This is a genomic window from Paenibacillus sp. FSL A5-0031, assembly GCF_001956295.1.
Lineage (GTDB): Bacteria > Bacillota > Bacilli > Paenibacillales > Paenibacillaceae > Pristimantibacillus.
This window is the reverse complement of record NZ_MRTD01000005.1, coordinates 1-26,626: the sequence shown is the minus strand read 5'-3', so window position 1 is coordinate 26,626 and position 26,626 is coordinate 1. Positions and strand designations below refer to the sequence as shown.

Annotated in this window: 22 protein-coding genes and 3 tRNA genes; 6 read left to right on the top strand and 19 right to left on the bottom strand. The window is 44.7% G+C overall.

The features are described 5' to 3' along the window. Nucleotides 1–194: 194 nt before the first annotated feature. The 6 genes from hflC to BK120_RS10430 all read right to left on the bottom strand — a co-directional run bounded on the left by hflC (nucleotide 195) and on the right by BK120_RS10430 (nucleotide 8,028). Nucleotides 195–1,061, bottom strand: a complete 867-nt coding sequence (gene hflC, locus BK120_RS10455; RefSeq protein ID WP_076267445.1) for a protease modulator HflC — start codon at nucleotides 1,059–1,061, stop codon at nucleotides 195–197. After that, nucleotides 1,058–2,128 carry an FtsH protease activity modulator HflK gene (gene hflK / locus BK120_RS10450; RefSeq protein ID WP_256710847.1) on the bottom strand — a complete coding sequence of 357 codons (1,071 nt, stop codon included), beginning with the start codon at nucleotides 2,126–2,128 and terminating at the stop codon, nucleotides 1,058–1,060. The genes hflC and hflK overlap by 4 nt, the downstream gene beginning before the upstream one ends. A 152-nt stretch (nucleotides 2,129–2,280) precedes the next feature. Further along, nucleotides 2,281–4,344 carry an alpha-galactosidase gene (locus BK120_RS10445; protein WP_076267444.1) on the bottom strand — a complete coding sequence of 688 codons (2,064 nt, stop codon included), beginning with the start codon at nucleotides 4,342–4,344 and terminating at the stop codon, nucleotides 2,281–2,283. A 69-nt stretch (nucleotides 4,345–4,413) separates the two neighbouring features. Beyond that, nucleotides 4,414–6,030: an ABC transporter substrate-binding protein gene (locus tag BK120_RS10440; RefSeq protein WP_076267443.1), complete on the bottom strand. Its 1,617-nt coding sequence runs from the start codon at nucleotides 6,028–6,030 to the stop codon at nucleotides 4,414–4,416. Between the two features lie 94 nt (nucleotides 6,031–6,124). Beyond that, nucleotides 6,125–7,012 carry a carbohydrate ABC transporter permease gene (locus BK120_RS10435; RefSeq protein WP_076267442.1) on the bottom strand — a complete coding sequence of 296 codons (888 nt, stop codon included), beginning with the start codon at nucleotides 7,010–7,012 and terminating at the stop codon, nucleotides 6,125–6,127. A 26-nt stretch (nucleotides 7,013–7,038) separates the two neighbouring features. Continuing rightward, nucleotides 7,039–8,028, bottom strand: a complete 990-nt coding sequence (locus tag BK120_RS10430; RefSeq protein ID WP_256710846.1) for an ABC transporter permease — start codon at nucleotides 8,026–8,028, stop codon at nucleotides 7,039–7,041. Between the two features lie 196 nt (nucleotides 8,029–8,224). On the opposite strand from BK120_RS10430, the gene BK120_RS10425 reads away from it, so the two are divergent. Continuing rightward, entirely contained in the window at nucleotides 8,225–9,799 is a 1,575-nt protein-coding gene (locus tag BK120_RS10425; RefSeq protein WP_076267441.1) for a response regulator, read from the top strand. 16 nt (nucleotides 9,800–9,815) lie between these two features. After that, complete coding sequence (locus tag BK120_RS10420) at nucleotides 9,816–11,573, top strand: sensor histidine kinase (RefSeq protein ID WP_076267440.1); 1,758 nt, start codon at nucleotides 9,816–9,818, stop codon at nucleotides 11,571–11,573. A 94-nt stretch (nucleotides 11,574–11,667) separates the two neighbouring features. Here the strand turns inward: BK120_RS10420 and BK120_RS10415 are convergent, their stop codons facing one another. The 3 genes from BK120_RS10415 to BK120_RS10405 all read right to left on the bottom strand — a co-directional run bounded on the left by BK120_RS10415 (nucleotide 11,668) and on the right by BK120_RS10405 (nucleotide 16,260). Continuing rightward, nucleotides 11,668–14,700 carry a carbohydrate-binding protein gene (locus BK120_RS10415; protein ID WP_076267439.1) on the bottom strand — a complete coding sequence of 1,011 codons (3,033 nt, stop codon included), beginning with the start codon at nucleotides 14,698–14,700 and terminating at the stop codon, nucleotides 11,668–11,670. A 198-nt stretch (nucleotides 14,701–14,898) separates the two neighbouring features. Then, entirely contained in the window at nucleotides 14,899–15,825 is a 927-nt protein-coding gene (locus BK120_RS10410; protein ID WP_076267438.1) for an SPFH domain-containing protein, read from the bottom strand. 6 nt (nucleotides 15,826–15,831) lie between these two features. Beyond that, on the bottom strand, nucleotides 15,832–16,260 hold the full coding sequence (locus BK120_RS10405) for an NfeD family protein (RefSeq protein ID WP_076267437.1): 429 nt from the start codon (nucleotides 16,258–16,260) through the stop codon (nucleotides 15,832–15,834). Nucleotides 16,261–16,401: 141 nt separating this feature from the next. On the opposite strand from BK120_RS10405, the gene uraA reads away from it, so the two are divergent. Beyond that, nucleotides 16,402–17,703 carry a uracil permease gene (uraA, locus tag BK120_RS10400; protein WP_076267436.1) on the top strand — a complete coding sequence of 434 codons (1,302 nt, stop codon included), beginning with the start codon at nucleotides 16,402–16,404 and terminating at the stop codon, nucleotides 17,701–17,703. A 71-nt stretch (nucleotides 17,704–17,774) separates the two neighbouring features. Here uraA and BK120_RS10395 read toward each other — a convergent pair whose 3' ends face one another. Beyond that, a complete protein-coding gene (locus tag BK120_RS10395) occupies nucleotides 17,775–18,245 on the bottom strand; it encodes a 2-thiouracil desulfurase family protein (protein WP_076267435.1) in 471 nt (156 codons plus the stop codon). Nucleotides 18,246–18,453: 208 nt separating this feature from the next. Here BK120_RS10395 and BK120_RS10390 point away from each other — a divergent pair, with 208 nt between their 5' ends. Together BK120_RS10390 and BK120_RS10385 are read left to right on the top strand one after the other, a co-directional pair. Further along, on the top strand, nucleotides 18,454–19,395 hold the full coding sequence (locus BK120_RS10390; RefSeq protein WP_083681850.1) for an NADP-dependent oxidoreductase: 942 nt from the start codon (nucleotides 18,454–18,456) through the stop codon (nucleotides 19,393–19,395). Between the two features lie 116 nt (nucleotides 19,396–19,511). Further along, entirely contained in the window at nucleotides 19,512–19,850 is a 339-nt protein-coding gene (locus tag BK120_RS10385) for a L,D-transpeptidase (protein ID WP_076267434.1), read from the top strand. A 14-nt stretch (nucleotides 19,851–19,864) separates the two neighbouring features. Here BK120_RS10385 and BK120_RS10380 read toward each other — a convergent pair whose 3' ends face one another. From BK120_RS10380 to BK120_RS10365, 4 genes are read right to left on the bottom strand one after another with little or no spacing between them, the layout of a single operon-like run. Beyond that, nucleotides 19,865–20,827: a DUF1861 family protein gene (locus tag BK120_RS10380; RefSeq protein ID WP_076267735.1), complete on the bottom strand. Its 963-nt coding sequence runs from the start codon at nucleotides 20,825–20,827 to the stop codon at nucleotides 19,865–19,867. 26 nt (nucleotides 20,828–20,853) lie between these two features. Then, a complete protein-coding gene (locus BK120_RS10375) occupies nucleotides 20,854–21,933 on the bottom strand; it encodes a mannose-1-phosphate guanylyltransferase (RefSeq protein ID WP_076267433.1) in 1,080 nt (359 codons plus the stop codon). Then, nucleotides 21,926–23,023: a glycosyltransferase gene (locus BK120_RS10370; RefSeq protein ID WP_218639586.1), complete on the bottom strand. Its 1,098-nt coding sequence runs from the start codon at nucleotides 23,021–23,023 to the stop codon at nucleotides 21,926–21,928. The genes BK120_RS10375 and BK120_RS10370 overlap by 8 nt, the downstream gene beginning before the upstream one ends. Further along, on the bottom strand, nucleotides 23,023–24,204 hold the full coding sequence (locus tag BK120_RS10365) for a glycosyltransferase family 4 protein (RefSeq protein WP_256710845.1): 1,182 nt from the start codon (nucleotides 24,202–24,204) through the stop codon (nucleotides 23,023–23,025). The genes BK120_RS10370 and BK120_RS10365 overlap by 1 nt, the downstream gene beginning before the upstream one ends. A gap of 366 nt (nucleotides 24,205–24,570) precedes the next feature. Between BK120_RS10365 and BK120_RS10360 the strand changes: the two genes are divergently transcribed. Continuing rightward, nucleotides 24,571–25,146 (top strand): 50S ribosomal protein L25, encoded by a 576-nt coding sequence (locus BK120_RS10360; protein WP_083681848.1) that lies wholly within the window; start codon nucleotides 24,571–24,573, stop codon nucleotides 25,144–25,146. 52 nt (nucleotides 25,147–25,198) lie between these two features. Here BK120_RS10360 and BK120_RS10355 read toward each other — a convergent pair whose 3' ends face one another. From BK120_RS10355 to BK120_RS10335, 5 genes are all read right to left on the bottom strand, one after another. Further along, nucleotides 25,199–25,438 carry a helix-turn-helix domain-containing protein gene (locus BK120_RS10355; RefSeq protein ID WP_076267430.1) on the bottom strand — a complete coding sequence of 80 codons (240 nt, stop codon included), beginning with the start codon at nucleotides 25,436–25,438 and terminating at the stop codon, nucleotides 25,199–25,201. A gap of 167 nt (nucleotides 25,439–25,605) precedes the next feature. After that, nucleotides 25,606–25,690, bottom strand: a tRNA-Leu gene (locus tag BK120_RS10350). 49 nt (nucleotides 25,691–25,739) lie between these two features. Next, nucleotides 25,740–25,815 (bottom strand) — tRNA-Lys (locus BK120_RS10345). 49 nt (nucleotides 25,816–25,864) lie between these two features. After that, a tRNA-Glu gene (locus BK120_RS10340) sits at nucleotides 25,865–25,939 on the bottom strand. 110 nt (nucleotides 25,940–26,049) lie between these two features. Then, a complete protein-coding gene (locus BK120_RS10335; RefSeq protein WP_076267429.1) occupies nucleotides 26,050–26,367 on the bottom strand; it encodes a hypothetical protein in 318 nt (105 codons plus the stop codon). Nucleotides 26,368–26,626: the final 259 nt, after the last annotated feature.

Here is a 26,626-nt window from a genome sequence, read left to right as displayed (position 1 = left end):
CGCTTTATGAGATATTACCTCTTTAACTTTAAAGGATTTGAAGTATACTACAAGCAGTACAAATGCAATATTTATGCAGGTTTGATAGCCTTTTCTATACAAAAAAACAGCATTTCGAGTTTTCACTCTCAAAATGCCGTTAGCTGGCCTTTACAAAAAGAAATCCCCAACGCTGAGGCGAAGGGGATTTCCGGTTATTGACCTAATAATATTTTTGCATAAGGTGAATCGATTGGCATCATAATGACTGGTTCGTTTTTCAACGTCGTTGCATAGCTCTCCAACGTCCGATAGAAATTGTAGAACTGCGGGTCGCTGCCGTATGCTTTGTTATAAATAACGGCTGCTTCACGCTCGCCTTCAGCGACGATTTTTTTGGCATCAGCCTGCGCTTGCGCTAAGAGCTCCGTAGCTGTACGATCTGCTTTGGAAGTAATTTTTCGCGACTCCTCATCACCTTCGGACAAGTAGCGTGCAGCGATCGATTGACGATCTGAAATCATCCGGTTGTATACGCTTTGCTTGTTTTCTTCCGGCAAATCGGTACGTTTAATGCGAACATCGATAACTTCAATACCATAATTATCACGTGTCAACGCCGACACAACATCCTTCGTAATCTCATCGTTAATATTGCCGCGCGCTGTGTTCTCACTAATGATATTATCGTAATTAACCTCTGATAGCTTACGGCGAACAGAGTTGTACACGGCCTCATCTATCCGCTGTATACCGCCGCTGACCGACTGCACCGTTCTTAAAAACTGTGATGCATTCGTGATGCGCCATACCGTATAGTTGTCTACTACGATCGGCTTCTGATCCTTTGTTAGAATCGTCGTCGGCGTGCTTTCATATGTCATTTGATATTTCGGCAGCGTCGATACGTTCTCAATGAACGGAAGCTTAAATTTAAGGCCCGGCTCTGGCACAGCTCTCATCGCTTCACCAAATCGAAGCACAACCTTATATTCGCCTTCCTTCACGATATACATCGAGCCTGAGCCCAATATGACAACAACCAGCACAACTATAATTGTTAACCATTGGTTTCTTTTCATTGTGCGTCACCTCCTTGCGGAGCTTCTGCGGCTGGCGGCGGCGTTGTTACCGGCGGAGTCGTCGTGCTGCCGCTACCGCTGCGCAGCAATTCATTTAGCGGCAAATAATTTACGGTATCGCTGTTCGAATTCGTAATAAAGATTTTCGCGTTTGGCAATATTTTTTCAAGGGTCTCCAGCACCAAACGACTTTGGGTAACATTCGGATTTTTTTTGTACTCGCCGAATATTGCATTAAACTTGGCAACGTCACCCTCGGCGTTCAGAATCCGAGATTTCTTCTGTCCTTCGGCATTTTCAAGAAGCGCTTGCGCCTCACCGCGCGCTTTCGGAATACGGTCATTCTCGTACTTCGCAGCGTTATTAATTTTGGTGTTTTTCTCCTCGCGAGCATTCGTTACCTCACGGAAGGCCTCAGCCACTTGACCGCTTGGCGGCTCGATATCCTGGAACTTAATGTCAATGATTTGTATGCCGGTTTTGTACTTGGACTGCAGCTCAATCAGCTTCTCCCGAACCTTGTCTTGGATGACTGTCTTACCGTCAGTAATGGCGTAATCAAGCTTCTCCGAGCCGATTACTGCACGAATCGAGGAGCTTGCTGCATTTCGCAGAAACTGTTCCGCATCAGAAATATTGTATAAGTAATCATGAATGTTGCTTATCTTCCATTGTACAACCGCATCCGCGGAAACGATGTTTTCATCACCCGTGATCATCATCGCTTCATCATCATTTGGAACGGCTTCAGAGCCCACTTGACGATAACCGATATGAATCCGCTGAGTCAGCTCCGCTTTTACAATTTTGACATCTTGAATCGGATAAGGCCATTTAAAATGCAAACCTGCTGAAGTTTCATTCGAATACTTGCCAAAGGTTAAAATGGCTGCCCGTTCCTGCTCCTGTACTGTGTAAAAGGAGGTTGTTCCTAAATAAATGACGATAACTGCGGCGACGATACCGAATACGATTTTTTTAACCGTACTTGGCTTTAGCTCTGGCGGCCTTCGACCGCTCATACTGTGATTCTCGCCTAGGTTCTGATTTTGATCTGTAAAGCTCAAAGAAATCTCCCCTTCCAAGCATCTTTTATATGGCTATAGGGGATAATACGCGAAAACGATGAAAAAGTAACCGATTTTGTCATATTTTTCTTAGCTTTCGTATTAAATAGCTCGTTTCCTGCATTTTACTTGCTATTAATCCATTTTAGTCGCTATTGCGCCTGTACATAGAGAAGCAGCTTAGACTCCGATGGTGCCAACTCAATACGATGTCCGTCACCCTCTGTCACGGCTTGACCCTCCTGTCCACTCCACAAATCCCGAACGACTATCCCCTTAGAGGAATCTATGCCCATTCTTGCAAATGATGCGTGCAACAAGCTTTCCTTCTCCACTTCGAAATTAAAAGCAGCGACATAAGTCCCTTCATCTGCACACATCATGAACAGATTTTCACTTTTGTTCCCACTGCTGCACTCAACCGGACGGAAGGTCACACCTCGTTTAGCTAACGCCATAATTTCTGGATTTGTCATCCATTCCTTGGCTCGCCGCGCTGCCTCCTCCATTCGGTAATCATCGCCGAGCAGAAGCGACGTACCTGCAATCACCGCACTGTTCAAACGGCTTCTCCCTTCATGCTCGCTAATCGCACGCTGGTTGTCGCTTTTATAGAGGACAACATGATCGGGGTCGTTGAAACGATACAAGCTATCGTTAATCCACCAGCCGTACGTTAACGCGTTAAGCATATATTCGGTATCATTAATCGTTCCGAATGCATCGCAGGATACACGGCGGCTGTGTGCATAGCCATGCGGAAATAACGGAGCAATAGACAGATTAATTAAGAACGGTCTGCCAATTTTCTCAGGATTCAGTGTCTCACGCACACAAGCCATACCTTTGTTGTACGCCTGTATTCCTGTTCTTATATCGGGGTCATAGAAAACGCCTTCCATCGCGCCATGCGTCAGAAAATCCAGCTTAACATAATCAAAGCCCTGCTCTATAAAGCTCTCCAGCCTTTTTCTAATTCGCTCCAGCGCGACTGGATGCGATGGATCTATCGCAAATGCGCCATCCAGCTTCGGCAGCGGCTGTCCAGCTGCATCCTTGATCAATATCTCACGGTAAAGCACTGCCCCATCTGTTCCTTCTACGGGCGTATCCGGATCGTTGCCCCAGAAAGCGAATGGCGTATAATAAGTGCCCGGCTTTTGACCGTTTGCTTTTACCCGTCTTAGTGCGTCCTTTAGCTGCTCTTCCGATAAATTGTCCCAGAAGGAGTCGAAGTTCACGTAAAGGCTTCCCTGATCGTCAGCAAAGCTGTTTTGCTGCAATTGTTTGGAGAAGAAATCAGATGTATACGTATACACATCATAATCAAGCTTGCCCATGACGGCTGACCAGCTGTTCCAGCCCATCGGTACGCCGCCTTCCCAAGGAAGTGCTGGTGTCAATACGGCATTCGCCTTGCCATACACTTCAAGCCCATCGCGGTAATCCGAGAACGCGCCTACAAAAATCGTCGGAGATACAATGCTTTTACCGCGAATTGTTCCGTGTGCGACTGTATCTCTCGTCTGCATATCGGCGGCTCCGCCATAAACGCGCAGCCTGCCCAGATCCTCAGGGAACGTCCCTTCCACAACAACCCCTGTTTTCCAAGTATCATGTGTGACTGATCCAATAACAAATCCGTTTCTGCTTTGCGCGCGATAAATGGCGGTTGTCTCATAGCTGTGTACGCTGCAAGGAATAGCATGTGAGGCAAAACGAACCCATTTGTCATTATCGAATGGAACGAATAACGCCCTGATTTCCTCGCTGGCACCTGCATCTGCCCCAAATTGTGCAATACTTCCATCATTTAAATATGCGGCTAGCGGCGTGATTTCATTCGTCTCCCATTCGAGCTCGCTTTCCACTTCAAGCTCCATCAACAAATAAGGCAGCTGCTCGTACATACGGAAATGCTGACGCATTAATGGCTTGCCAAGCTCTTCATGCTCAAAGCTCCAGTGCACTCCTTTGCCAAACCCATCCTCAATGGCGTGGGTAGACGTTTCGTTTACAACATGCTTGCTGTAGAAAGTGGAGCGAAGCTGCTCCAAACCATAACGCGCTTCGGCATAAAGGCCAACCAGCGCGGCGCCGCTGCTCCACTTCAGCGATACATGCCCATCCGTCAAATGTACGGTTGCCTGAATGACTCCGTTATCAACAACATATTCCTCCATGCGCTGCTCCAGCTCGAATTGTCCAATCTTCATCTCTCATCCGCTCCTCTTTTATAATGGAGAAGGCCGGCAGCGCCGGCCTCCATTATGCTTGCATTATGTTTATTTCCAAAGTTCAACACGATTTTTGTAATTGGTTGTATAAATCGCTTCAACCTTTGCATCTCCAGCAGCCTTCATGTCACTAAGCATTTTATCAAAAATGCTGTTTGCTTCTTCAGGAGACTTCGCCATAATCGCTTTCGTCAGCCCCTGCTTCACAATATCATTAACCTTCTGCTCATTCAGTGCTTCTGGCGTTCCTCCCTGCGGTCCAAGACCATCGTAGAGTACGGAGTCATACACCGAGTCAGACAAGTTTTTGAGTGCCATCTTATCGACAGCGCCACGTTCGAAGCGGCCCGCTAAGTCATAAGGTGTTCCGTCGGAACCATTGCCGTTTTTGATAAACCAAGTCCATTTGCGAATGCCTGATTCCTTTGTATAGGCATTCCAATCGTCTTTAAAGCTTTGCAGCACTTCTGGACGCGGCGTATGCTTGCCATCCTTCATATCCCAGTGCTGGCCTTCAATTCCCCACATCAACAAATATTGTCCTTCTTCGCTCGCGAGGAAGTTCATAAATTTCATCGTGCGTTCCGGGTTTTTATTTTTTTTCGTAATCGTAATCGCATCCCAGCCAAGTGAGCTGCGTCCGCCGTATGTCGTTTTTGCAGGATCTATGCCATCTGCTACAACCTTGTAAGGGAACAGCTGTGATTCTTCACCACGATCCTTCTTCAGAATCGTGTTTGCTCCTCCAGCATCCCAATACGCGCCTGTTGAAGCAAATACAGAACCTGTCGCCAATTTTTGTTCCCAAGCTTGCTTTTTGTTAATTGCCCATTCCTTATCGATCAGGCCTGTGTTGTACAAATCATTCATGTACATAATCATTTTGCGGTATTGCGGGTCTTTCACATCAAACTTCAGCTCACCATTCTCATCGTAGAAAGGCAGCATACCGAACATACCTTTGAAAGTGCCTAGCGTACCGCCAAAGTTCTCTCCATCCATCGATAGTGCGATCGTTTCTTTACCGTCCATCGTAGGATATTTCGCTTTAAAATCAAGCAATAGCTGCTTGAATTCAGTTTCCGTGAAAGGCACTCCGCCTTCTGCTTTATCAGGAGCCAGCTCCTTCAAAATATCTTTACGCATATTGAAGCCAAATACGGGCTCATTCTCAAACCCATACCAGTTGGAAAGGTAATAGTTTTTACCGTCTTTATAACGCGTTTTGTTAAGCACATCGCCATACATTTTTGCTACATCCGGGCCGTTTTTTTCAATCAAATCATTTAGTGGAATGATAGCACCCGACTCAATGTATTTGTTAACCAAATCACTGCTTCTCTCGAACATGATGAGATCCGGCAGATCATCACTTGCAAGCATCAGATTCAGCTTCTCCGCTGGATTTCCGGTTGGCTGCTGAATTTCTACTGTAATTCCTGTCCGCTTCGTAATTTCCGCCGCTACCGCGTTGCTGAATTTATCTCCCGTATTTTTATCGAAAAAGGTTATGGTCAGTGGTTCGTTAGACTTGTCATTTCCAGCGCTATTCTCGCCAGCACTCGAGTTGCCGTTTTCTTTAGCATTATTGGAGCCGCAAGCTGATAATACGGAAATGACAACGATCATGCTTAAAAATAATACGATCCATTTTTTAGTACGCATAGTATAAATCCCCCTCGTAAGTGATTCTATTATAGTACATTTTCATCCCTATTTAAGCGTGATCGGCATCACCTCCAACAAAGTTTCCGCTTCTTTAGCTTTTTACTGCGCCAAGGGTCATGCCTTTAACAAAATATTTTTGTAAAAATGGATAAACCATTAATATCGGAAGCGTTGCTACCATAGTTGCCGCCATCCGAATCGTATCCGGAGACACGGCCAGTCGTTTCGAAGCATCAGCGAGCTGCTGCGCATCGCCAACCATGGAGCTGGTTTGATACTGATTCAAGATTTTTACGAGTACGGCCTGAAGCGTCTTAAGATCAGAGTTATACGTGAACACGTAGGAATCGAACCAAGCGTTCCAGTGGCCAATAGCCGTAAACATGCCGATCGTCGCGAGCACTGGTGTCGTTAGCGGCAGTATAATTTTGAAGAAAATTTGCATGTAATTAGCGCCGTCTATTTTTGCTGATTCGTCCAGCTCCTGCGGAAGCTGCTGCATGAAGGTTCGAACAATAATCATATAAAAGACGTTCATCATGCCCGGTAAAATAAACACCATAAAGCTGTCAATGAGGTGTAAGCTTTTGAGCACCATATAATAAGGAATGAGTCCGCCGCCAAAATACATCGTGAACACAAAATACAGTGACCAGAACCGATTTCCAACGAGCTCGCGTTTACTTAGTGAATAGGAAAGCATACTAATGACAATAACCGCGAGTGGCGTTCCGATTAGCGTCCGCAGCACCGTAACTTTAATAGCCGTCCAAATCTCGCTATCGGATAAAATTTGCTTATAGCTGGCTAGGCTGAAATCCCTTGGCCACAAATACAGATTTCCTCGCAGCGTATCTTCAGCACTATTGAACGAAATGATAAAGATGTTCCAGAAAGGATAAAAGGTTACGATAAAAACCGCGATGATGAATAAGTAGACGATCGACATAAACAGAAAATCATTTTTAAATTTTGCCATGAAGTGTTCTCCTTTTCTTGTTTGTCCTAGAACAACGACTGTTCATTCATTTTTTTGGCCATCTTATTGACGCTTAGAACAAGGATAAACGCGACGACCGATTTGAATAATCCAACAGCTGCTCCGTAAGAGAACATTCCGTTTTGCAAACCATATTTGTACGTGTACGTGTCAATAACTTCCGAATATTGGAGCACGGTATTATTTTGCATCAAAAATTGCTGATCAAAACCTGCATTCAATATTCCGCCAACTGCTAAAATGGCAAGAATGATAATAGTCGGTTTAATAGACGGCAGCGTGATATGCAGCATTTGCTTTAATCGGCTTGCCCCGTCTACCTTCGCCACCTCATACAGCTCTGGGTTAATAGCTGAGATAGCGGCCAAATACATAATGGCATTAAAGCCCATGTCCTTCCATGTGTTGGAGAAAGCGATAATCCACCAGAACAGCGGACCGTTTTGCATAAATTGAATCGGCTCATCGATGATTCCAAGCCCCGTCAACAAATTGTTGATGACACCGCTTGAAGAAAGTACCGTGATAATAATATTTGCGGCAATGACCCACGAAATAAAATGAGGCATGTAAGATACCGTTTGAAACGTCCGTTTGAACCAGCCATTGCGCATTTCATTAATCATTAAGGCAAGAATAATCGGCATGGGGAAACCGAATAACAGAGATAGAAAGCTTTGTGCCAGCGTATTGCGCATTACTCTGACGAAATCGCCATTCGTAAAGAAGTAGTTAAACCACTCCAGCCCTACAAACTCTGTTGTAAAAAACTGACCAAAAAACGATCCCCCGCCTGGCGAGTAATTAATGAAAGCCATGTATAAGCCAAACATGGGAACGTAAGAAAATATGAGTGTGACGATTAAAGCCGGAAGCATGAGCACAAATAATAGCCGCTGTTCCTTCAATCTGCCCCACACATTTGAATTTCCAATGCTGCGCTTCTTTTTGGGTGGAACAGATTTACTTGATTCCGCTTTCATTATGGATTCCATTTAATAACCTCCTGCCAATCTTGCGTTGCTTAGTGACTTCATTATAGGTCGGCCGCCCTGCCCATTCTATACAAGCATTTACCGATTTGTAACGCAAAACGACACACTTCCATATGCTCCATTGTTGAAATGCGGTATTGCAGATAAACTAAATAAACATTCAAAAACAGATACATGATAAAAGGTGGGAACAAGCATGTACAGCATTTTGATAGTGGATGATGAAGCCATTGAGCTCGAAACGATGGAGCATTATGTGCCATGGGACAAAATCGGCATTACGGTCGCGGGAACGGCGCGAAATGGCAAGGAAGCGCTTAGTAAGCTGGCTGAATTAAAGCCTGACATTATTTTGACAGATGTCCGCATGCCCATTATGGACGGGCTGGAATTCGGAAGAAGAGCAAAGCAAATCGATAAGAACGTAAAAATCATATTTTTGAGCGGACATAACGAGTTTCAGTATATTAAGGCAGCGCTGAACATTGAGGCGACTGGCTACTTGTTAAAACCGATAGATATGGAGGAGCTGATCGCGTTAATTGAGAAGGTAAAGAAAAAATGCGAGGAGGAACAGATATCAGATCAGGGCGGAGAATGGCTGCGTGAAAAATGGATGACCCGTATTATACGCGAGCCGAATGAAGAGAAGCGGAAGGATTGGATTCGGAAATGGGAGCTTAGCTCATCTGATTTCAGTGCAAACAGGGAGTTTGCAGCCTTTTATGCAACGATTGATGCGCCGGCAGACTATCCGATTTCTGCACAGCCAGCAAGCGAAGCCTCTCCCGACAGAGTGGAGCTCATGCGGACTATTGCCCGGCAGTATCTCGATTCCTTTATTGTTGTTGAAAGCGAGCCGCATGCTTTATTCGTTCTCTTTCAATGGCGAAATGAGCAGAGAGCCGCACAATCTACAACGGATTTCTGGGAAAAGTTCCGAGAGGAGCTCTCCCTCTCCTTCGGCGCACAAATTACGATAGGATTGTCCGCGCCGCATACCGGGTTTCATCTTATTTGGGATGCCTACTTGCAGGCGCGCGCTTGCAATGAGGAGAAGTTTTTCAGGCTCGGCGGAGCCGTCATAACGCCGGATGATTTATTGCCTACCAAACAAACGGATGATGATGGCGAGCAGCTTGCAGCTCGGCTTGCTGCCGCCTTGCAGTCAGGAGACGCCAAGCAGGTAACCATGCAGTTAGAAGCGCTCTTCTCAACGATTCGCGTAGAACGTATCCATCGAAATTTCACTATCCGAGCCATTATTCGGCTAATGGCTGCATTAGAGCAGCATTTCTCCATGCTGCTTGCAGGCTCGCTCAAGGACTTGCTGCTTGTGGACCATTGGAAGGAAATTTCGTCGATGAGCTCATCCTCACAGATTCAAGCTTATGTCATGCACTTCTGCGAAGAAATAAGAAAGGCATTAAGCGAAAGAGATGTTGACCGCAATCAAGCCGTAGCCGACCAAATCGTTAAGCTTATTAGCGAGCGGTATCATTTGCCGCTTACGGTCGAGGAGATCGCCAAGGAGGTCTACTTATCACCCAACTATATTCGAAGCATTTTCAAAGAAAAAATGGGTGAGACGATTCTTGATTATATAACGAAGGTTCGTATGAACCAGGCAGCTGACTTGTTAAAGGACAAATCCCTTAAGGTGCGTGAGGTCGCTCACAGCGTCGGGTATGAGAACGTCTCTTATTTTTGCTCCATCTTCCATAGGCACAAAGGCAGTACACCTAATGAGTTTCGGAAAATGTATCTATAGGCTGGAGTGAGAGCGCATGAAAAAGGTAACAGGCTGGCTGACGAGGCCTTTTAACAATTTGCGGCTAAGAGAAAAGCTGTTTGTCATGTTTTTACTCGGGGCCATTATTCCTTTAGTATTTTTTGTTTTATATTCTTATCAGACGATTAAGAGCGAGCTTTCTGACCAAATGTACACGAACTCCGTTGCGTCTGTTGCTCAAATCAATTCAAATTTAGAAAATAAGCTGGATACGTACACAAAGCTTTCAGCAAATCTTTATTTAAACAATTCGCTGCGCGCTTACTTAACGAATAACTATACAGAGGAGCCCTCTCTTTTTGTTGATGCCTATCAATACATTAATAACACCTTTTCGAATATGCTGACTACAAATCCAGATATTCATTCCATGTCTATTTATATTAATAACGATTCGCTGCCAGCTGACGGCATTTACATTAAACGAATGGATGATGCGTTCAAAAGGTCGACTACGTACCGCTCATTGCTTAACAGCTACGGAAATGTTCGGTTTGTAGCAACGCCTCCTGTTGTTGACCAGCCTTCCATGTTTACGCTGACACGCATGCTTAATATTAGCAATCTAGACAATGCCTATGGAATTTTGACCATCAACATTTTGGAATCGGATATTTTCCGTTTAATGGAGAAAGAGACTTCAGAGAAAACGATATTAATCGTTAATGATAGCGGCCTTATTATGTCCGCTAAGGACAAAAACATGTTAAATCGTCCGCTGAATCAATTTGTGAAAGAGAAATTTCCGAGCGCCAGAGAAGGAAGATTCGACAGCAGCTTTAATGGAGAGAAAATGCTTGTCGTCTATAATACGACCAAATTCGGTTGGAAAAGCATCTCGCTCGTCCCTTACAGCAGCTTCCTTACCAAGGCGAATAAAACAGCTAAGCGGATTTTAATTATTGCGTTAATCAGCTTTGGGCTTATGACGCTGTTCATCTACGCCACAGCCAGACAATTTACGAAACGCGTCGATTATTTAGTCGGCATGATCCGGCGCATCGAAAGAGAGGAGTTCGATCTCTTCGATATGAGGCCGCTTGGACGCGATGAAATTGGCCAAATCGGAAATGTGCTGCGGAAGATGGCGCAGCGGCTCAGCAATTTAATTTCCGACGTATACAAGAAAGAAATCGATAAGCGAGAAGCCGAGATGAATGTGCTGCAAGCGCAAATTAATCCGCATTTTTTGTACAATACACTCGCCTCCATATCGTCGCTTGCCATTCGAAATTCTGATCAGCGAATGAACAAAATGGTTACGGATCTGGCAAAGTTTTACCGGATCTCGCTCAACAAAGGGAAAAATAAGCTTTCAATCCATGAAGAAATTCAGCTTACCCGCTACTACGTTGCCATCCAGCAGGTGAGATTCGGCGAACTCATTCGCGTGCACTATCAAATCGAAGAATCTGTGCTGCCCTGCCCCATCGTAAAGCTAACGCTGCAGCCATTCGTTGAAAACGCAATGAACCATGCCATTTGGGACGACACGCTCGGAATTAACATTATGATAAAAGCATATCGCGACGGCCATGATATCATTCTCAAAGTCATCGATGACGGCATGGGCATGCATATGCGCGGCCATAGCGGAGAAGAGCTGCCGGTTAGCAGCGACAACTTGTCTGGTTATGGCATTCGCAACGTCGACAATCGAATTAAACTTTTGTACGGCGAATCATATGGCGTCTCTATTTACAGCAGGCTCGGAATTGGCACGACGGTCACGATAAGAATTCCTGGACGTTAAAATGCTAGACAATAAAAATCCCTCAAGCACTATTGCTTGAGGGATTTTTCGGTTTCACAGTCATAGCTGCTTAGTCATGATTTTTGCTGCTGGTTTATTTTACGGTAATTTTGTAAAGCTTCGATTGCGCGCCATTCAAGTCCACCTTTAATTGACCTGATGCCTGACTGAATGCATTCGTCCATAAGTCCGTAACTTTTACTTTGGAGGACGATGGAATGCCAACACGCGCAAAATCTACCGTCTTCGACACAGGGGTATTCGTATAGTTAAATACAGCAAGATAATAATCTTTCCCTTCTTGCATGATGAATGTATCCGCAGCCCCTGTACCTGTGTTGCCCTCTACTGGCTTGAACGCCTGACCTTTAAGTGCCACCTCATTAACTTGCTTGTTAGTGAGCAGCTTCTTCATCAATTCTTGTGCTGCCGGATTGCTGACATCGTCTGAGCTTAGAAATACAGTACCGGAAATAGCCGCTGAATTGACCCGAGACTGCGCAGCATCAAACGAACCGCCCTTCACAAGCGTCATATAATCTGGATCGGTATACGGATAGATCGTTCCGTTCTGCCACCAGCCATAGGTAAGGTTGTTCAGCTGATATTCCGTGCGGCTCAGTGAGCCGTCAATATCACATGAGATCCGTCTTGCGTGGGCGTATTGACTCGGAAATAAAGGAGCAATAGAGGCGCTGATGAACATTTTTCCGCCAAGCACCTTATTGATATGAGCCATGCCTTGATTGTAAGCCTGAATGCCCGTTTGAACATTAGGGTCATAATGTTTGCCCTCGAAGGAGCCATGGCTTAGGAAATCGATTTTAATATACTCATATCCGTAATCAAGAAAGCGTTTGAAATAATATTCGATCCGCTGCTTAGAGCCCGGATGAGTCGGATCGATCGCGTAGGCGCCGTCTACTTTCGGCAGCGGGTTTCCGCTTTGATCCCGCAAAATAATATCTCCATACGTGTATTTCCCGTCTGTACCCTCTACGACCTGACTCATGTTGTCGCCCCAATAAACAAAAGGGCCATAATAAATACCGGCTTTTTGCCCGTTTTTGTTAATAACCTTGACTGCTTGCTTCAACTGCTCCTCGGACAGATTATCCCAATAGGAGTCCAAATTAATATAAACATTGCCTTTGTTCGAGAAGGAATTTTTCTGCAAATTTTTCTTGAAGAAATCAGACACAGCGACTACTTTATCGTAGCTTAAATCACTTTCGTATGCGCCCCAGCTGTTCCAGCCCACAGGCACCCCCTTTGGCACGCCGTGCTTAAATGCAAGCGGCGGAGCAACTGCAGCGTTCGCTTGACCGAAGCTCTCAAGGCCCTGGCGGTAGTCGGAATAGTAGCCAACGAGAATTTGCGGTGAAGTAATCGTCGTTCCCGTTACCTTTCCATGTGGAATCGTATCATGCGTCGAGGTAGGGGAAGAGAAACCGCCGTATACCTTAAGCTTGTTTAAACGATTATCAGAACCGCTCCAATAGATTCCTGTTTTCCATTTATCATGTGTGACTGAACCAATAACCAATCCATTTCGGCTAGTATTATCATAAATAGCTGTCAATTCTGAGCTGACATAATTATTGTTGTTTAGACTTGTATTTATCGTCCGCGCTTGGTATCTAGACCACGCGTCATTATCGAACGGAGCGACCAGCACCCTATTATCCGAGTAGCTTCCAATATCGATTCCACCCTTGGCATTAAGGACAAGAGGAGCCATATCATTCGTGCTGAGTATGTCTTTACCCGTTACTTGTTGACTAATTAGAAAATAAGGCAAGCGCTCATAGATTTGATAAATTTGCTTCATCGTCGGCAGACCGGACTCACGATTCTCAATCGTTACCCGAATGCCTTTGCCATGACCGTCATTTATTTTCTCGATTTTTTTCATAGAGAACAAATGCTCAGCGTAGTTTTTGCTGTCGAGCTGCTTGTCCAATTGGATACTGCTGTACAACCCTTTGGCGATCGTCTTGTTGTTCCATTCGAACGCTGAAAGTCCAGACTCTGTGTTATAAATGATTTTGTAGACACCGTTTGATAAAGTGACACCTGACTTATGCTGCTCCACTTTAATCGAGCCAAATTTGCTGGAATCGATTTGCTTGCCAATATTGCCGATCCCATCCACATCACCCGGATTTTCACCCGGTGCCTGCGAGCTGATGATCTCGATTTTATCAATATCCGGCGACCATCCGCCGTCATCATCAAATAAAATGGTATTGCTGCCCGCTTGCAGCTGTACCTCAATACTGAACACGCCAACCGTATCCCAGTTCGCAGTCGCAGGCGGGGAATAGGTCTCTTTCTCGTTATTGTTCACACGAATGGAAAATGAACGAGGATCGCCGGAAATATAGCTCACCTTTAAGGTATAGATCCCCTCTGCTTTTGCAGCAACCTTTTGGAAAAGCAGCGTTGATCCGCCCCAAATGTCGCCTACCTTTTTTCCACCGGAGCATTCCGTTTCCGCTTTGCAGGATTTTACAGCAGAATTGCCGGCTAGCTTATTGTCCGGTCCTTCCGCTTCATACACTTGTCCGCTTCCAGCAGGCGGTTCATTCGGATCTGTGCCCGGACCAGCATTCAGCAATTTCAGCTCGATCTTGTCGATATCCGGCGCGTATCCGCCCTCATCATCGAAACGAATGACGTTCTCGCCTTGACGAAGCTCCAGCTGGATCTCGTAAGTTCCTCGCGTGCTCCAATCTGCCGTTTTCGGCAAATCATAATGATCGGTTCCCCCGCCGTTCACACTGACGGCTAACGATCTCGGATCGCCCGATATGTAATGCACCGTCATCGTATAGATCCCTTTAGTATCCACATTCACAGCGTTGAACTGTAAAGCAGAACCGCCCCACAGACTGCCTACCAGCTTATTGCCTGAGCAGCCCACCGCAAGCTCGCAGTCCTTAACCTCTGCTTTACCGCTAAGCTGATTAATGGCTGCCTCAGCCTCATAGGATTGGCTGTTTACAGCAGCAACCGGCGTCTGCGCCTCAGCAACTGTCGTATTCGCACCGACCGCCGTTTGGAATAACACAAGCAATGCAAAAATAATGGACCAACCTTTCTTGAATTTAAATCTACTCAACATTATTTCCTCCTCTTACGCGTTTAATATAAAGCGCTTTCTTTTTAAGTTTAAGGGGGAATCTCATGTTGAACTATCCAAGAATGTTATGATTCGTACTGCAAACCCACTGACTTTAGAAAAATATAATAACGGATGGCAAAAAAAATATCCCAAAAGCAGAATACACTGCTCCTGAGACATTTTTTGCAATCACTATATTTATTTGCTCGCTTTAAGCATTTCCCCAATGGCTCCAATGCTGCCAAGTGTATCGACTGCCCGTGTTGGAATGAAAACTTTATTCGCAGCTCCCTGAGCGATATCGGATAACGCCTCGAGTGAGCGGTACGTCAGCACATTCTCATCTAGACCCGCAGAGCGTATAAGCTCAATTCGATTTTTCTCAGCTTCAGCGATGGATTGAATGGCCTTCGCTTCGCCAAGCGCTTCCAGCTCCTGCGCATGGCGCTGACCCTCCGCTTGACGGATTCTGGCTTCCTTATCGCCTTCAGCCTTCAGTATTTTACTTTGCTTGTCACCCTCTGCCCGCAAGATCATATCCTGCTTCGCTGCCTCTGCATCAAGCACCATTGCTCGTTTGCTTCGCTCCGCCTTCATTTGCTTATCCATTGCATCTTGGATATCCGCTGGCGGCTGAATATCAATAACCTCTACGCGCTCGATGCGCACGCCCCACTTCTCTGTCGCTTCATCCAGCGCGATCCGAATGTCGGTCGATATTTTCTCGCGGCCTGATAATGTTTCATCAAGCTCCATTTTACCAATAATTTGCCTCATCGTAGCTGTGCTAATATTTCGCACCCCATATACATAATCAGATATGCCATATGTAGCCTGTTCTGGGCCGGTCACTTGATAAAAAATAATCGTATCGATTTTGACCTGTACGTTATCCTTCGTTATGACCGTTTGCGGCGGAACGTTTGCCTGCTGAATACGCAAATCATGATACGTTCGTACATGATCAATAATCGGAATTAGAATATTAACCCCCGGCGTAAGCAGCCGATTAAACTTTCCTAGACGCTCGACAACGCCTATCCTTTGCTGCGGTACGATTTTGATCGATAATGATACAAAAACGACAACGATAACCAATAAAATAATAGCAATAATATAACCCATATCTAGTTAGCCTCCCCATTTCTCAACTTGAAGCACTGCACTGCCGCGACTGACAACCCTAACTGTATCACCCTTCAATAACCGTTCATTCGAAGCTGCACTCCACGTTTCATTTCCCACCTTGACGATACCGGGTACATCTGCCGCAATATCCTCAAGCACAATTCCTTGTTTGCCGACGAGCTCGTCCACGGCATCCTTAAAACCTTTTGAGGAATGGAAACGACGAGTAATTGGCCCAGTGAAGATAGTCAAGATAAGGACAATGATACATCCAGCCACCAGCTCCACGACAAATGAGCCCGGCCAAAACCAATCAATGACAGCAGCGACTATGGCACCAATCGCAAGCCAAAGCAAATAAAATGTAAGCGTCAGCATTTCCACGACGATCAGTATGCCAGCGAGAATAAGATATATCACCCACAATTCCATCCTTTCACCTCCCCTTCTTCATTAATGTATTCGTATATGACCAGCGTATGATAAGAAAACACTTGTCAAACCCCGCTTCACTATGTAGAATCAACAAGGGTCAAAAATAGACAACCTATTATATTGAAGGAGCTTATTCTCATGAAAAAAGCAATTGGGGTTCATGAAAGACCACCTGCCCTGCAAAGCGCACTGCTAAGCTTGCAGCATTTGTTTGCTATGTTCGGCTCTACCGTGCTCGTACCGAATATACTCGGTGTTGATCCGGCAATTTGTTTGCTTATGAACGGAATCGGAACACTTCTTTATCTCTGGATATGCAACAATAAGATTCCAGCATATCTCGGTTCCAGCTTTGCATTCCTCGCACCAGCAGGCGCCGTAATCGGCGATCAAGTGGGCGGAGGCAGTTATGCCGCTGCATTAGGCGGATTTATTATTTCAGGCGTTATCTTTACGATTGTCGCTCTCATCATTCAAGCAGCAGGCACCGGCTGGATTAATGTTGTATTTCCTCCAGCAGCGATGGGGGCAATCGTCGCGATTATCGGTTTAGAGCTCATTCCAGTTGCTGCTCGGATGGCAGGCTGGATTATTCCGACTGATGCCGATCCTGCCGTCGTATGGAGCCCGGATCCAAAAATCGTAATCTTATCTACCGTCACCCTTGCCGTTACGGTGCTAGGTTCCGTCTTATTCCGCGGATTCATGCGCATTATTCCGATTCTGATCGGTATTACTACAGGTTATGTACTCGCTCATTTCATGGGCTTCACTGATTTCAGCAAGCTCGCTGAGAATAGCTTTGTTCAATTGCCGCATTTCACTTTCCCTGAGTTCCACTGGTCGGCGATTATTGCGATTGCACCTGCGTCGCTTGTCGTCATTGCCGAGCATATTGGGCATTTGGTTGTTACGGGCAATATCGTAGACAAAGATCTATCGAAGGACCCAGGTCTGCACCGCTCCATGCTGGGCAACGGTATTTCCACCATTCTATCGGGTTTTGTAGGCTCTACGCCGAACACGACCTACGGTGAAAATATTGGTGTTCTAGCGATCACAAAGGTTTACTCCACCTTTGTCATTGGCGGCGCGGCTGTCATTGCGATCGTCCTTTCCTTCTCTGGTAAATTCTCTGCACTTATTTCCGGTATTCCAACGCCAGTTATGGGCGGTGTGTCCTTGCTGCTGTTCGGTGTTATCGCTGCTTCCGGCTTCCGGATGCTCGTTGAGTCCAAAGTGGATTACAGCAAACCGACCAACCTGTTTTTGACAACCGTCGTTCTTGTGACTGGACTTAGCGGTGTAAAGCTTACAATCGGAGACTTCTCGCTTACTGGGATGGCGCTTGCAACCGTAGTAGCTATTATACTTAGTCTATTGTTCAAAGTATTTGACGTACTTAAGCTATCCAACGACCACGAAGCATCAGGTCACTAAACACGAAAGACGGGGCCTCCTAGGAGGCTCTTTTTATTTATGATTCTATTATTTTCTTAAATTTATTTCTGCTAGAAACTCATTTCCACCAAAAATTCCCCAAGCTGCTCTTCGGATATCACTCTTATGCCATTTCTTCTAAGCAGGGCAGTCGTGACCCCATTTCCAGTCCTCTTATTGCCTTTAAACTCACCATTATAAATCATCGCGCTGCCGCAAGAAGGGCTGTATTCCTTAAGTACAATCACTTCCGCATTTACTTCCTTCGCTTTTTTGAGAGTAATGTGTGCACCTTCCACATACATCGCCGTTACGTCCCTGCCCGATTTCTCTACTACTCTAGCTGTACCGTTTAACACATCATCGCCGTCGCCGCCAACAATTTCGGCTGACTCTCTTGGAGTAGAGAAGCCGCCCAGCAATTCAGGACATACAGCAACGGCTTTCTTTTGCTGCACCAATTGTTGAATGATTTCATTTACACTATGCGTTGCATTATATCTTACCTCATACCCTGCTAAACAAGAGCTTACTAGGATCATAAACTGCACCTCTTTAAGAAAATCATGATGTTCATTCATCTATTACTTTTATTGTACCATAGAAGCTGAGCAAGCTAATCTTAAGGAATCGTTTCGATCAGAAAAAAGTGCCTGCTTGCTTCCTTAATAGCATCAAGGTACATTTAACTCATATACAAATAGCCGAGCATTTGAACGATATAAAAAAATTTAAAGGAGCTGTTTCCCTATGTCGGATCAAACGATGCAAGCAATAAGAGTATATCAATATGGCAATGAAGAGGTGCTGCAGCTTGAGAGCATCCCCGTGCCTGTTCCAAAAGATAATGAGGTTCTCATACGTGTTCATTATGCGGGAATTGTTCCTGTCGATTACAAAATCCGAAATGGCTGGATGCACGCCAGATTTCCGCAAACCTTTCCCTATATTCCAGGCACAATCATGTCCGGTGTCATAGACACTGTCGGTTCCGCTGTAAGCGAGTTTAAAGCAGGTGACCGCGTGTTTGGTTCGGTAAAAGGAGCTTATGCAGAGTATGCGATTGCTGAGCCAAAAGAGCTGGTGCATATGCCAGACAGACTCTCGCTGAAAGAGGCTGCTACCATTAGAGGCGGAGCTGACACCGCTTGGAAAGCTTTATTTTCAGAAGGAGAGCTAGGGGCAGGACAGACCGTACTTATCCATGCTGCTGCTGGCGGTGTGGGGCATTTCGCAGTGCAGTTGGCCAAATGGAGAGGCGCGACTGTCATCGGAACGGCATCCACAGGAAATATAGACTATATTCAGTCGCTTGGTGCAGACCAAGTCATTGATTATACGACTACAGCTTTTGAGTGCGTAGTTCATGATGTTGATCTTGTCGTTGATGCAGTCGGCGGAACTACAGAAGATCGTTCATGGTCTGTTATTAAACAAGGCGGCAAATTGGTCGCACTAACGCAGCTTCCCTCCAAAGAAAAAGCCAAGGAATTTAATGTAACAGCAACATTCAACACAAAGTTCCCTACTCATGCTAACCTTGAACAGCTCGCTCAACTCCTTGCAGATGGAACGATCAAAACAGAGATCAACACTGTCTATTCTCTAGCAGATGTAAAACAAGCGCATAAACAATGTGAGGGAAAACGAGGGCGAGGCAGAATATTGCTAGAGTTATTTACTATAAAATAAAATGACCAAAGAGCCCTAGGACACATCCTTAGGGCTCTCATTTTACGCCGTGCCTAAATCCTTGAAGCAAACCGCTGCCGCTCTACATAACATAGGAGAAAAGGAGTGAGTCCCCAATGCCCGACTACCGTATTATCATCGATCTTTCCGATCGTCAGCTCTATCTGCTGGACGGCGACGTCGTCACTCAAGCTTTTCCCGTTGGCATCGGCAAAATGGTAACTCAAACGCCTACAGGTGAATTTACGATTATTAATAAACAGCCCAATCCCGGCGGACCGTTCGGCGCCTTTTGGATGGGACTCTCGAAGCCGCATTATGGCATCCATGGCACCAACGATCCTTCTTCCATCGGACATATTGTCTCACACGGCTGCATCCGAATGTTTAACGATGATGTACTCGCCTTGTCCAAAATAGTGCCTATTGGCACGCGTGTTACCATTCGCCCTTAGCCTAGCAGCCAGCTTTAGCTTTCAGCTTCATCTTGCTTCATCGCTTCGTACTCCGTGAACGGGTCTGCAATATCGATGTAATGCGCCTCCGTGTCGCTAGCACCCACATAGAGCTCCGCTCGGTTGTTAGCCTTGCGGACTAGTCCACCGCTGAAGATTACATCAACTAGATTCGGGCGTTTAGCCGGACCCTCAGGGAAGTCGCTTCTTGTTGCTATGATTTTGACCGGTGACTTCTCTCTCGTCCAAGGATTGAGAACAAATGACATCGCATGATAATGAAGATTGGACTCCTCATCCGTATAAGAGATGTGGCCTAATACGCCGAGATACCCATTTTTGAGCAAATGAATTTCATTGGCCCCTCCCCATTCATCCTTTAGAAATTGATCACGAAACAATGGAGCGTTAATAATAGCTGTTTCGGACAACTCCTCAAAGGAATCAATAATGCTGAAGCCGATTACAGCTCTCGTGCCTTCAATCCCAAATGGTCTCGAAAAAATACCGATCTTCCCATCAGATAATTGTGTTAAGCGAATATCCTTCATGTTCCAAGGGCCTGTTGCAGCATGTACAAGCTCATGCAAATTTTTTCCTCGGTAAAGCACGGTTTTCCAGCCTATAATCGACCTCGATGTTTCAGAGTCAAAATAAAGATGGACCCCGCCGAACACCCACTCGCCGTTAATTTTCGTAATAAACGGATCCTGCAGCTGAAACTTAGGCAAATCCAGCTGCGGTGTCCAGATTCCATCTCTGCATGTAAAAAAGATAATCTCGGATTCCTCCGAATGACGATCTTCTACACGGCCGGCAATATAAAGCTCCCCCTCATTCAAGAATGGAGCAGTAATATTGTAAACATCGCGGTCCCCAACGCCAGCAAAATGCAGCTTCGTGCCTTGTTTTTGAGCAGGCTCATATTCTAGCAGCAGCTCTTTGCATGTTTTCGTTATCCATTCGAGCTTCATCATGGGGTTCATTTGAATGTAAGCCTTTCTTAGGCGTATTCGTGCATTCCCTTATCCTTCAATATTCGAACGATTTCCTTTACCTCTTGCGCTTTGTCCTTGGCACATATCAGCAGCGCATCCTTGGTATCCGCAATAATCAGACCATCAATTCCAATTGTAGTGATGAGCCGGTCATCGCCGTAGATGATGGAGTTCTGTGTGTCGATGCCTACGTAGTTCGCTTTGACAATGTTTCCATGCTCATCTGGAGGAAATATCGCGCCGAGCGCATCCCAGCTTCCAATATCATTCCATCCAAAATCGCCTTCAATAACGACAACCTCGTCACTGCGCTCTAAAATACCATAGTCGATTGAAATGTTTTGCAGCAAAGGATAAATCTCATTAATCATTTCTTCTTCGCGCTCCGTGCCCATGTACGCAATTAAAGGAAGCATTGTTTTGAAGAGCCTCGGAAGAAACCTTTTGAAATTATCAATGATGCAGGAGGTTTTCCAAATAAACATACCGCTGTTCCACAAATAATGACCGGACTGAAGATAAGATTGTGCTTTCGCAAAATTAGGCTTTTCGACAAATTCGGCTGCCTCATAAACAGGACAAGGCTCCTTCATAAAGGAATCCTTCTTGCAAGAAATATAGCCATAGCCAGTTGAAGGAAAGGTAGGCTTGATGCCAATCGTAACAATTTTGTTTGTCTCCATAGCCACGACGCAAGCATCATTCAATGTTTTCTTAAAGTTATCCGATTCGGTAATATGATGATCGGATGGAAATACGACCATCAGAGAATCACCATGGTTTTTCTCAATAAATAAAGCTGCAAGGAGTATGCTCGCCGCCGTATTTTTGGCAACAGGCTCTACCAGAATGTTAACGTGCTGAACACTCTTATGCATGATCCTCTCAAGCAGCACCGCTTGGGTTCGATTCGTTACTACGATTGTGTTTTCCATCGGAATAACGCCGTTAAAGCGTTCAATCGTATCATTGAGCATAATGTCAGTGCCGCTTATATTGATCAGCTGCTTTGGCAGCTCCTGCCGGGATAAAGGCCAAAAACGTGTTCCGCCTCCGCCTGCGAGAATCGTAGCAAATTTATTCATTATGCATCACCTCATGAGCCATGCAGTATGAAACAATGTTTTCCGAGCCTTGATTTAAATTCAGGCCGCTTGCATGTATGCCATCATAACAGCCGCCGGTCTCTGCATCTATTAATGATTCTTTACGGGAGTTTCGCCCATGAAACCATTCATAGCATAAGGAAGCTTGCTCGCGATAGGTTTCCTTCCCTAACGTCTTGTACGCCTCTAAGCAGGCTAACAGCATCTCGCATGCTTCTATCGGCTGCTCGTCATATAACGCTGCTTCTCCGCCTCTATCAAGCCAGCCATGACTGCCCACTGGTTTGAAATAACCTTCTTTTGCAAAAGTTATTGAGGCTAGGAAGTCCAAGCTTTCTTTCGCAGTTTGTCTGAATGCTTCTTTATTCGAAAAATGTGATGCTTTGAAAAGCGCCCAGGGCAGCATCGCATTGCCGTAAGTAATACGATCCTCAAACCATTGCCAGCTTTCTCCTTTATTGCTTTGATACTGTGTATGCAGTCTCATCGCTAATTCCTCAATTAACGAAACGATTTGAGCTTCTGGAAGAAAGGCTGGATCATCGCTTTCCATATTCGGGTATGGGAACTTATAACGGAGCGCGTTCTCGGTCTGCATCATGGAAGTTAAGCCGATAATTGCATAAGCCATCGCTCTTGGCGATCTCAAGCTCCGTACATGCGGCAGCGCCTGATTGATCATATATTTACATGTATTTTGCACATTATGCGGGACGGAGGGCTCCGAAAGTGTAAATCCGAGCGCCCACAAACAGCGCCCCAGACAATCCTCAGAGCCTGTTTTTTCTATGAACAATCGGTTGTAGTCCATAAAGTTTCGAAAGCTGCCGTCTTCATTTTGTGCATGATGAATAAAGGCCAAATACGTATTTATAAGATTCAAGGATTCCTTATCTCTAATGCGCTTATTGAGCATAACTGCCGCAATCAAGGCCCTTGCATTATCATCGGAGGTATAACCTTTGGAACGGTCGGGAATACCGAATTTAGTATGCTGGAAGATGCCTGTATCATCTGTTAATGAGCTTAAATAATTCGTGGATAACGGCTTGATCATACTTACTCCCATTAAACCGCACTCCCTTTTAACACATAATGATGTGCCATCGTTTCACGGAAAAGTACCGCGTAAGATTTGGCGACTTCATTCCACATCATTGTACTGCCTAAAGCGAGCGTCTTGCTCTCCTTCTCCGCTTTTAGATTCGGATCGTCCAATATCGTTACAATATGATTTTCTAATGATGCGGAGTTGTGGAAATCCCCGAGCAATCCTCTTCCGTCAGCCAGCATCTCAACAGCGTAGCGATACGGAGTCGAGATAATCACCCTGCCGTAACCAATTCCGAATGCTAGTGTTCCACTTACAGCTTGATCCTTGCCAAGATAAGGCGTCATATAAATATCTGACAATACAAGAGATTGAACAACCTCCTCCTGCGTCAGATGCTTATCAACAAACGTAACATGACGCTGAAGGCCAAGCTTTTCCACTAGGTCTGTCAGCTTCTGTCTGTACACTTCTCCAACCTCTTGTTTCACAACAGGATGCGTTTTGCCGAGAATCATATAAAGTGCTTCCGGGTGCTTCTTCACTACGCCGCTCATGGCCTCTATCGCATATTCAATCCCTTTGCCAGGGCTTAAAAAACCGAATGTTGAAATGATTTGCCGATTTGTATACCCGAACCTTTCTTTAAGCTCATTTCTAGATTCGGTTGCAACTACCGGAACCCCATGATGGAACATCTCTATCTTTTCAAGTGTTATGCCATAAACCTCATGCAAATCCTGTATTTTGGTATGGGCCATCGTAATGACCTTATAGCTTAAATCCGCCAGCTGCTTCATAATTAAACGCTGCTTCTCGCTCGGTTCGGACAATACGGTATGAAAAATAACGATAAACGGGATTTTGAGCTTCGCTGCCAAATCCAAAACGTATTCTCCGCTTTCCCCTCCGTAAATACCGAACTCATGCTGAATGACTAATATATCTATGTTGGATTGATTAAGATCCATTGCAATTTTGCTATAATCTGCACGACTGTGCTGTCCAATCTGAGCCATCACCTGATTACCGTACGCATAGGACTTATTGTTGTTAACCGCAATCATGCGTGGTGCATTAAAATCTTGAATTTGTTCGATCTCATTCATCAGATCCTGAGAAAAAGTAGCTAATCCGCATTCTCTAGGCAAGCTCGTTCCCAAAAATGCTATATTCCGCTTGATTAAAACTTTTTTCAATGAAATCTCTCCCTTATTTTAAAAATATTTACAAATGACAATAAAAAAAAGAAATAAAGATGTCTTTATTTCCGAGATTAAACGATATGCTTTTGGTTTTTAGCTATCCCAGTGTTACCGCTTAACAGCTTTCAGTTGCTGCCATTTCTTGCAATTCCGCTCCTATCTGCTGTTTAAACCTTAACACGACCATATTTTCTTGTCAATCGAGCCGGATTTGTACGGATTTGACAAGTAGAGAACTTGTGATAAAATTAACATATGACAAGAAAATATGGTCGTTAGCGGGCTGATTAGACATTCTATTGCTAATCAGTCTTTTTTATTGTCGGTTTGACAGTACCCCATTCGATTAGGAGGCAACAAATGATGAGCAATACTATCCAGTTAAACGAACGGGTCGATTTAAGCAAATCTAAGATTAATCTATTAAGAAAGCAAGGACAGGTACCAGCTATTGTATACGGCAAGGATGTCGGCAGCATTTCTGTTATCGTCGCTGAGAAAGAAATATTATCAGTCATAAAGCACAACCCGCGCGCCATTTTAAATGCAGCTATTCCGGAAAAAGGGAATAAGCCAGTATTAATTCAAAATATACAAAGAGATCCGCTGAGCAATAAAATTGTTCACGTTGATTTCTATCAATTGAATATGAATGTGAGTTTAGATTCGAAAGTAACGATTCACTTCTCCGGAGAACCAGCAGGTGTCAAAGAAGGCGGAATGCTTCAAGTCGAGATGTACGAAGTAGAGGTTCGCTGCATGCCAGACAATCTGCTCAGCGCATTCGAGGTAGATATTAGCGGCCTTAAAATAGGAGATCATTTACTAGTGTCTGACCTCTCCTTCCATGAAGGTATCGAAGTTTTGTCCGATCCTGGTGATATGTTAGTTAAAATCTCGCAGGCACAAGCCGAAGAAATAGTCGCTTCCGCATAATTATCATATAATTAGAAAAGGGAACCCTATACAAAATGTACAGGGTTCCCTTTTATTTATCCGGATCTATATCTTTATCGTCATGAACGACTACAATAAACTGTCCAGGACTGACATCAAAATATTTGCATAACCTCCATATCAGATCCCGTGGATACTGAACCATCTCATCCTTATACATTTTCCGAACAGAATCAAAATGATAGTCAATATCTTTGGCAAGCTGCCTAATCGATAGGTTTGGATCTTTAGCTCTCATGATTTCTTTTAAATTACTATGAACCCCCGGCATTTGTACACCCCCACTTCGCTAAATATATAACGGTCTAACTATATAATCAACCATTCCAACCTCTAGTATTCCCATTTTTTCAATATGACGATAAGTAGGGTCTCTTTTTTTGGTTAGAGCACACAAAAAAACGGCTCTATCACTAGAGCCGTACGATTTATATACTTTGGTGCGGTAGACAGGATTTGAACCTGCACGTCCATGGGACACTACCCCCTCAAGATAGCGTGTCTGCCGTTCCACCACTACCGCACATTGTAAATTGTACGATCCTTCCCTCACATCTTCTTGATCAAGAAAATGGTGAGCCATGAAGGACTCGAACCTTCGACACCCTGATTAAAAGTCAGGTGCTCTACCAACTGAGCTAATGGCTCTCGTGTGATTGCAACGAGCTCCATAGAGCTGGTACACTTTGAGGATTAATGGTGACCCGTAGGGGACTCGAACCCCTGTTACCTCCGTGAAAGGGAGGTGTCTTAACCACTTGACCAACGGGCCGTCTGGAACTAAGAGAACAAATATGCTTGAGACAACAAAAATGATTATATCAGCTTATCATCAGAAGTTCAAGCATTTTTTCTCAAGTTTTTTAAAATATAATTTTAGCCTTACGATTCAATCGTTTCAGCCTTAAATACATTGTCTAACTTGTCTTCAGGCGTAAGTCTTTTCTTAAGCGGCACCTTAACGTCTCTTCCCAATTCTTTGAAGAAGGTTTCAACGTCACATTCGATTTTGTCCACAAATACGGATAATTTGCCTCTTTCAATAATCGCTTCATTGCCTTCTGCTGGTACAGTTACTTCGATTGAGTATTTTTTCATTAAGGTATTGCTGTACCGTGCGAAAATCTCAAGCAATTCCTCGTTGTTAAATTTGCTAATCGCTGCTTGTCCCTTGTTCGTAAAGTTTAAGTTTATTTTCATGTTTACAGCTCCTCATCTCTAATGATGCATCTGTTTTCACGGCTCGAGCAACTTATAACGAAAAAACCACTCTCTAGTCAGATTTATGATCTGAATATAAAGTGGCATCATCTATCAGAAAAGTGCATGCAAAATGACACCTTCTAAGTTCACCTATATACATCGGCAAAGAGTAAGTTATGGTGCGGTAGACAGGATTTGAACCTGCACGTCCATGGGACACTACCCCCTCAAGATAGCGTGTCTGCCGTTCCACCAC